Raw genomic sequence first — 7,193 nt, forward strand, 5'->3', positions numbered from 1 at the left:
CTGATGCCCTGTGCCTCGAGCTCGGTGCGAGCCTCAACGGCAAACTGCACCTCGCTACCGGTAGCAATCAAAATCACTTCTGGCTTAGAGCCCGATGCTTCTTGCAGAATGTAAGCGCCCTTGGCAACCTGGCTTGCGCCAGCACTTGCTTCACGCTCAAACACCGGGAGGTTCTGACGGGTAAGGATGATTCCAGCCGGAGCATTCTTACGCTTCAAAATCTCCAACCATGCGTAAGAGGTTTCGTTGGCATCGGCTGGGCGAACCACAGCAAGGTTTGGAATTGCGCGCAGCGCTGTTAGGTGCTCAATTGGCTGGTGGGTTGGGCCATCTTCACCCAAAGCCACCGAGTCGTGAGTCCAAACGTAGGTCGCTGGAACGCCCATAAGCGCTGCCAAACGAACCGCTGGACGCATGTAGTCGGAGAACACTAAGAAGGTGCCACCGAAGACTCTGGTGTGACCAGAAAGCGTAATTCCATTCAGAATTGCACCCATGGCGTGCTCACGAACACCAAAGTGCAGGATTCGACCTGCTTTGGTAGGGGTCCAGTGAGCAACCTGCCACTTAGCAGGCACAAATGAGCCGCCGCCTTCGATAGTGGTGTTGTTGGATTCGGCCAAGTCCGCCGAACCACCCCACAGTTCAGGCATAACAGCTGCAATGGCATTAATTACCTTGCCGCTTGCGGCACGAGTTGCAATCTCGGTCCCAGCCTCAAACACAGGCAGTGCTGCCTCAAGACCAGCCGGCAATTCACCGGAAACTAGACGCTCTAGCAGAGCGGCCTTCTCAGGGTTCTGGTTCTTCCAGCTGGAGAATTTCTGCTCCCACTCGCTTCTGACAACCGCTGAGCTGGTGAACAACGCGCGAGTGTGCGAGATAACTTCTTCCGAAACCTCAAAGTTCTTTGCAGGATCAAAGCCAAGTGCCTGCTTCAAACCGGCGAGTTCCTCGCCGCCAAGCTTTGAACCGTGAATCTTGCCGGTGTTCTGCTTGCTAGGGGAGGGCCAGCCGATGATGGTGCGAAGGGTGATCAAAGTTGGCTGATCAGTGTTGGCTTTCGCGTCCTGAATGGCCTGGTAAAGGGCCGAAACGTCTTCGTGGTAGTTGCCGTTCTTACGCCAGTCAACCTCAATGGTCTGCCAGCCATAGGCGTGGTAACGAGCTGCGACATCTTCAGTGAAAGAGATGTCGGTGTCATCTTCGATTGAGATCTGGTTTGCGTCATAAATCACAACTAGGTTGCCAAGCCCGAGGTGCCCGGCAATAGATGCCGACTCAGCGGAAACGCCCTCTTGAACATCGCCATCACCAGCAATCACGTAAACATGGTGATCAAACACCGACTCGCCAACTTTGGCATTTGGATCCATAAGCTCGCGCTCAAAACGAGCCGACATTGCAAAGCCGGTTGCAGAGGCAAGGCCCTGGCCCAGTGGGCCAGTTGTGATTTCGACTCCATCGGTGTGACCAAACTCTGGGTGGCCAGGAGTCTTTGAACCCCAGGTTCTAAGGGATTTGATGTCGTCCAGCTCTAGGCCAAAGCCACCTAGGTAAAGCTGGTTGTAGATAGTTAGTGAGGAGTGTCCAGCCGAGAGGATAAAGCGGTCGCGACCGATCCAGCGGTCATCCTTTGGGTCGTGGCGCATTACCTTCTGAAACAAAAGGTATGCCGCAGGGGCAAGTGAAATGGCAGTGCCAGGGTGGCCATTGCCTACCTTCTCCACTGCGTCCGCAGCCAAAACTTTGGCGGTTTTTACCGCCAGGTCGTCAATCTCGTTCCATTCGAACATGTAATGAGCCCAATTCTTCAGATTTTTCAGGGGATTGCCGTGGCGACGGTGCCTACGCGAATGGCTCAACTCTACAACGAATTGGGGTTTTGACCTGCCCCGATTAGACTATTTCCCGAAATGACTCCCGACACTAAAAGCCCTGCTAAATCGCGCTTTATAGCGAAGCTGAAGGCGTACTTTGCCCTCACAAAGCCTCGGGTCATCGAACTCCTTCTGATAGCCACCGTTCCAGCGATGATTCTTGCCGCAAAAGGCATGCCATCGATCTGGTTAATTCTTGCGACTCTGTTCGGCGGAGCACTCTCGGCCGGCAGCGCGAATGCCTTCAACTGCTACATCGATGCCGACATCGACAAGTTAATGGGCAGAACCAAGAATCGTCCACTGGTCACCGGTGAGCTCACGCAGCGCGAAGCGTTGGTGTTTGCCTGGCTAATTGGCGTGCTCAGCGTCTTGTGGTTTGGTTTCTTGATCAACTGGCTAAGCGCAGCCTTGTCACTGGCTGCGATCTTGTTCTACGTCTTTGTCTACACCCTTGGCCTCAAGCGCCGCACTCCGCAGAACATCGTCTGGGGTGGGGCGGCAGGTGCCATGCCGGCACTTATCGGCTGGGCGGCTGTTGCCAATGAGGTCTCTGCTGCTGCTTGGGTATTGTTCCTGATCGTTTTCCTTTGGACCCCACCGCACTACTGGCCGCTTTCCATGAAGTACTTGGAGGACTACCGCGATGCGGGTGTTCCAATGCTGCCGGTGGTGGCCAAAAACGAGGTGGTTGGCAGGCAAATCATTTTGTATGCCTGGGCCTACTTCGCATCCACCCTGCTGCTGATTCCAGTTGCACCAATGGGTTGGATTTATACGGTTGTGGCAGTGGTTACCGGATTGTGGTTCAGCTATGAGTCACACAGGCTTTACAACGAAGCTAAGAGTGGGATCCCCAAGAATCCGATGAAGCTTTTCCACCTTTCGATCACTCACCTCACGATTTTGTTCTTGGCAGTAGCGATCGATCCGCTTTTGTACTTCAGCCTTTAATCTCTTCCAGTCGAGCTAGTGCTTCATCGCGCTCCACAAAGTGGTCAAGAATTGGCGCTGGATAGCCATTTTGCAAGCCATCGATCAGTTTCCACGGCTCATGCACCTCGGCACCTGGGATGTGGCGCAGCTCGGGTATGAACTTGCGAACATAGTCACCGTTTGGGTCAAACTTGTAGCCCTGCAATGTCGGGTTGAAGACTCGGTAGTAAGGGCTGGCATCGGTGCCACAGCCCGCAGTCCACTGCCAGCCGTGGGAGTTAGATGCCGGATCAAAATCGGTAAGCAACTTCTCAAACCAGCGAGCGCCGACCTGCCATTCGATGTGTAAGTCCTTCACCAGAAAACTCGCAACAATCATCCGAGCGCGATTGTGCATCCAGCCCGTGGTCAAAAGCTGTCTCATCGCTGCATCAACAATCGGATAGCCGGTGTTACCACTTCTCCATGCCTCTAGCTTTGGATTATCAATCTCGGAGTCGTAGCGAAGCTTTTCAAATCTGGGTTCGTAGTAGCTGTCATAGGTGTGCGGGTTGTGGAACAGCACATCCGCATAGAACTCGCGCCAGGCTAGCTCTTTGCGAAACACTTCTTCACCGGGAGAATCACCCATCTCTGCCAGCAGGGTTCGAGGGTGAATCTCTCCGTGGGCAAGTGCATGACTTAGGTGAGATGTTCCGGAAAGATCGGTTCGGTTTCGATTCTCTGAGTAGTCGCTCAATGCACGTTTTCTGAACTTATGCCAAGTTTCTAAAGCAAAACTCTCAGATGCCTTGATAGGCATCTTGAAGTCAGGGGAGTACTTAGGTAGCTCGCCACTACCAGGTACCCACTCAACAAGGCTTGTATCCACCTGAAAGGGGCGCTGTCCTAAATGCCCCAACCAACGCTTATAGAAAGCCGTATAGACCCTCAGCGGGGTTAGATCGTCTTTTCTCACAGTGCCTGGCTCCACCGCATAATTTGAACCAACTAACTGCAGGGAGACGCCGTGGGCGTAAAGCTGCTCTGCCACTTCGGACTGCTCCAACATCCCATGGGTGTCAAAGCTGCGAGTTGCGTAAACCACATTGGCCCCAAGTGTTTGGGCAAGGTCCAACAGGGACTTACCGTTCTCACCGCTAGCTAGCTGTAATCCCTGTGGAAGGGATTGGGAAAGTGATAAGACTGAGGTAATAAGGGAGTTGCGGCGGATGGGGGAGAGCTCTTCAAAGCCTCTGCCGAAGACGAAGGCTGCGGCCACTTGGGAGTTTTCGCTGCTCGCTCGCTCTACCGCAGCAAGCAGCGCTTGATTGTCTTGGACTCTAAGGTCCCTGCGAAACCAGAAGATTACGGTCATCTATTTATTTTGCGAGCTGATAGCAACTGGAAGGTGACCAGTGCGCTCAGGCTTGCAGCTCCAAACATGTGTATTCCAACTAGTAAAGCTGGAACCCCCATGCGGGCCTGCAAAATTCCCACGACCGCCTGCAGTATGGAGAAAACCAAAGTCAATAGCAGGATGCGAGTTGCAAGGTCGGCCCACAGCTTCCGACTTATAAACCACTGGCTCAAAAACTGCAGGGTGATTAGTCCAAGCATCAGATATCCAGGCCAAGAGTGATAGTGCTGCCAAATCTCTAGCTCTAAGCCATTTCTTGGAGTATCGATGTCTCCAGCGTGAGGCCCGGCACCGGTAACCACGACACCAAACAAAATGGTGACCAAGCTCACAGCGGCAGTTGGCCATGCCAGCAATTTGTTCAGCGGTGCAATCTCGCCGCTTGGCTTAGGAAGAGCTCGCCAAACCAAGATCGCTGCGATCGCAATAAGGCCAATCGAGATGACAAAGTGAATCCCAACAATCCAGGAGTTCAGACCAGTTAGCACCGTGATACCGCCAACAACAGCCTGAGCGATAATCCCGAGTCCAAGCAGGAACGCGGGTGCTACCAATCCACCAAGTTCGACAGCTCTAGCTGTAATGACGATGTTCAGTGCGGTGAAAAGCATGATGGCCGCGGAAACCGCAATCAGTGCCACCGTGAAGACATTCAAACCAACAATCGCCTGCGACAAGATTCCACCGGCGAGGCCGATAACTGCCCCAAAAAAGATAAAGGTTGGAAGTAGCAGCCTGTTCTTGGCGGCGTGCATTCGGAGCAAAGTGGCGTATGTCAAAAGTGCGATAACCAAAAGCACGAAGGTAAGTAGGCGATTACCAAATTCGATGATCCCGTGAAAGCCCATTTCCTCGGTTGTGACAAGGGAGTCCTCGGTGCACTTGGGCCAGGTCGGACAACCAAGGCCGGAGGCCGTGAGGCGAACAGCGCCGCCAGTTACAACAATCAACACCTGAGTGACAAGCGAAAGCCAGACATAGAGGCGAACTCGTGCCGGGTTCACCAAAGTGTTGAACCAAAGGTTTTTTAGCAGCTGCAACGTCACTCCGAGTTAGGTTTACCTAAGCGCTTCAAATCAATAGCGAATGCTACTCTTGCAAAGCGCTAGAGCAATTCTCCCATCAACTTCTGAAACGGGAATACCAATTGCCGAGGTGGGTTGAACTTGTTGAAACCAGGAGGAACATGTCCGAGAAAATCATCGACCGCCCAGAGCTTGATGAGCTGGGAAACTACGAGTTTGGTTGGTCAGACAGCGATAAGGCTGGCGAATCAGCTCGACGCGGGATCAATGTAGATGTAGTCACGGACATCTCCGGTAAAAAGAGCGAGCCGGACTGGATGCTGGAGCGTCGCCTGAAGGGCTACCAGTACTTCCTGCAGAAGCCAATGCCAACCTGGGGTTCTGACCTCAGCGGAATCGATTTTGACAACATCAAGTACTTTGTGCGCTCAACCGAGAAGCAGGCCCAGAGCTGGGAAGACCTTCCGGAGGACATCCGCCAGACCTACGAGCGCCTTGGCATTCCAGACGCCGAGCGTCAGCGATTGGTTGCCGGTGTTGCGGCCCAGTACGAGTCCGAGGTGGTTTACCACCAGATTCGCGAGGACCTAGAGGCACAGGGAGTTATCTTCCTAGACACCGACACCGCCTTGAAGCAGCACCCTGAGATTTTCCAGGAGTACTTCGGAACCGTTATCCCAACCGGTGACAACAAATTTGCAGCTCTGAATACTGCAGTTTGGTCCGGTGGCTCTTTCGTTTACGTGCCAAAGGGCGTAAAGGTTGAGATCCCACTGCAGGCCTACTTCCGAATCAACACCGAGAACATGGGTCAGTTCGAAAGAACCCTGATCATTGCTGATGAAGATTCCTACGTGCACTACATCGAGGGTTGCACCGCACCGATTTACCAGTCCGACTCACTGCACTCTGCCGTGGTGGAAATCATCGTGAAGAAGAACGCACGCGTTCGCTACACGACTATCCAGAACTGGTCTAACAACGTTTACAACCTGGTTACCAAGCGCGCGATTGCGCACGAAGGCGCAACCATGGAGTGGATCGATGGCAACATCGGTTCCAAGGTCACCATGAAGTACCCGTCGGTGATTCTTGCCGGTGAGCGTGCTCGCGGTGAGACCCTGTCGGTTGCATTTGCTGGCGAAGGTCAGCACCAGGATGCCGGTGCCAAGATGATTCACCTAGCGCCGTACACCACCAGCTCGATAGTCTCTAAGTCGATTGCGCGTGGCGGTGGCCGCACCTCTTACCGTGGCGAGATTCGCGTAAACCCAGGTGCGCATCACTCGGCAAACACTGTGCGCTGCGATGCACTGTTGGTGGACACGATTTCGCGCTCCGATACCTATCCAGCGAATGACATTCGTGAGGATGACGTCTCGATGGGTCACGAAGCCACCGTTACCGCTATTTCTGCAGAGCAGCTTTTCTACCTGCAGTCCCGTGGCATGGCTGAAGATGAGGCAATGGCAATGATTGTTCGAGGCTTTATCGAGCCAATCGCCAAGGAACTTCCAATGGAGTACGCGCTGGAGCTCAACAAGCTCATCGAGATGCAAATGGAAGGGGCTGTTGGTTAATGGCACAGCACGGTATCAAGGAACACTCGCACGGTGCTGGTATTCCAATCCAGACCAGAAACGAGCGTCCACGCTCTACTTCAATTGAAGACTTTGCAGAGGTTTCAAAGCTCCAAGAGATCTGGCGCTACCTACCAATTGACAAGCTAAAGGGCCTAACCCAGAGCGTCATTGCCGATCTTTCGGAAGACTCCGTAGCGCTGAACCTTGCGCAGGGTGTTACCGCAAACTGGGTTGAGACCACTAAGGCCAAGGTTGGTGTCGCTGGCTTGCCGGAGGACCGTATTGCAGCGATTGCTTGGACTAACGCTTCCAAGACTTTGGTAATCGATATTCCAAAAGACCTTGAGCAATCCCAGCCAAGCTTTTTAGT

General features: G+C 53.4%; 5 protein-coding genes and 1 pseudogene. 3 read left to right on the forward strand and 3 right to left on the reverse strand.

The genetic code is table 11. From position 1 onward, the window contains the following. Positions 1-1,796: transketolase (tkt, locus tag AC128V_RS05960; RefSeq protein ID WP_482763762.1), on the reverse strand; the 1,796-nt coding region annotated here is incomplete at its 3' end. 120 nt (positions 1,797-1,916) lie between these two features. On the opposite strand from tkt, the gene AC128V_RS05965 reads away from it, so the two are divergent. Continuing rightward, positions 1,917-2,834: a heme o synthase gene (locus AC128V_RS05965; RefSeq protein WP_482763763.1), complete on the forward strand. Its 918-nt coding sequence runs from the start codon at positions 1,917-1,919 to the stop codon at positions 2,832-2,834. On the opposite strand, the gene AC128V_RS05970 is transcribed toward AC128V_RS05965, so the two are convergent. Beyond that, on the reverse strand, positions 2,824-4,173 hold the full coding sequence (locus tag AC128V_RS05970) for a cryptochrome/photolyase family protein (protein WP_482763764.1): 1,350 nt from the start codon (positions 4,171-4,173) through the stop codon (positions 2,824-2,826). The two genes, AC128V_RS05965 and AC128V_RS05970, sit on opposite strands and share 11 nt — an antisense overlap. Continuing rightward, positions 4,170-5,261, reverse strand: coding sequence for a COX15/CtaA family protein (locus AC128V_RS05975; protein ID WP_482763765.1), 1,092 nt, complete (start codon positions 5,259-5,261; stop codon positions 4,170-4,172). Before AC128V_RS05975 ends, AC128V_RS05970 begins: the two co-directional genes overlap by 4 nt. Positions 5,262-5,401: 140 nt before the next feature. On the opposite strand from AC128V_RS05975, the gene sufB reads away from it, so the two are divergent. Together sufB and AC128V_RS05985 are read left to right on the forward strand one after the other, a co-directional pair. Continuing rightward, entirely contained in the window at positions 5,402-6,820 is a 1,419-nt protein-coding gene (sufB, locus tag AC128V_RS05980; protein ID WP_482763766.1) for a Fe-S cluster assembly protein SufB, read from the forward strand. Continuing rightward, positions 6,820-7,193: pseudogene (locus AC128V_RS05985) on the forward strand (Fe-S cluster assembly protein SufD); the annotation flags it as partial. The gene sufB and the pseudogene AC128V_RS05985, both read left to right, overlap by 1 nt.

This window comes from Aquiluna sp. (assembly GCF_965064355.1).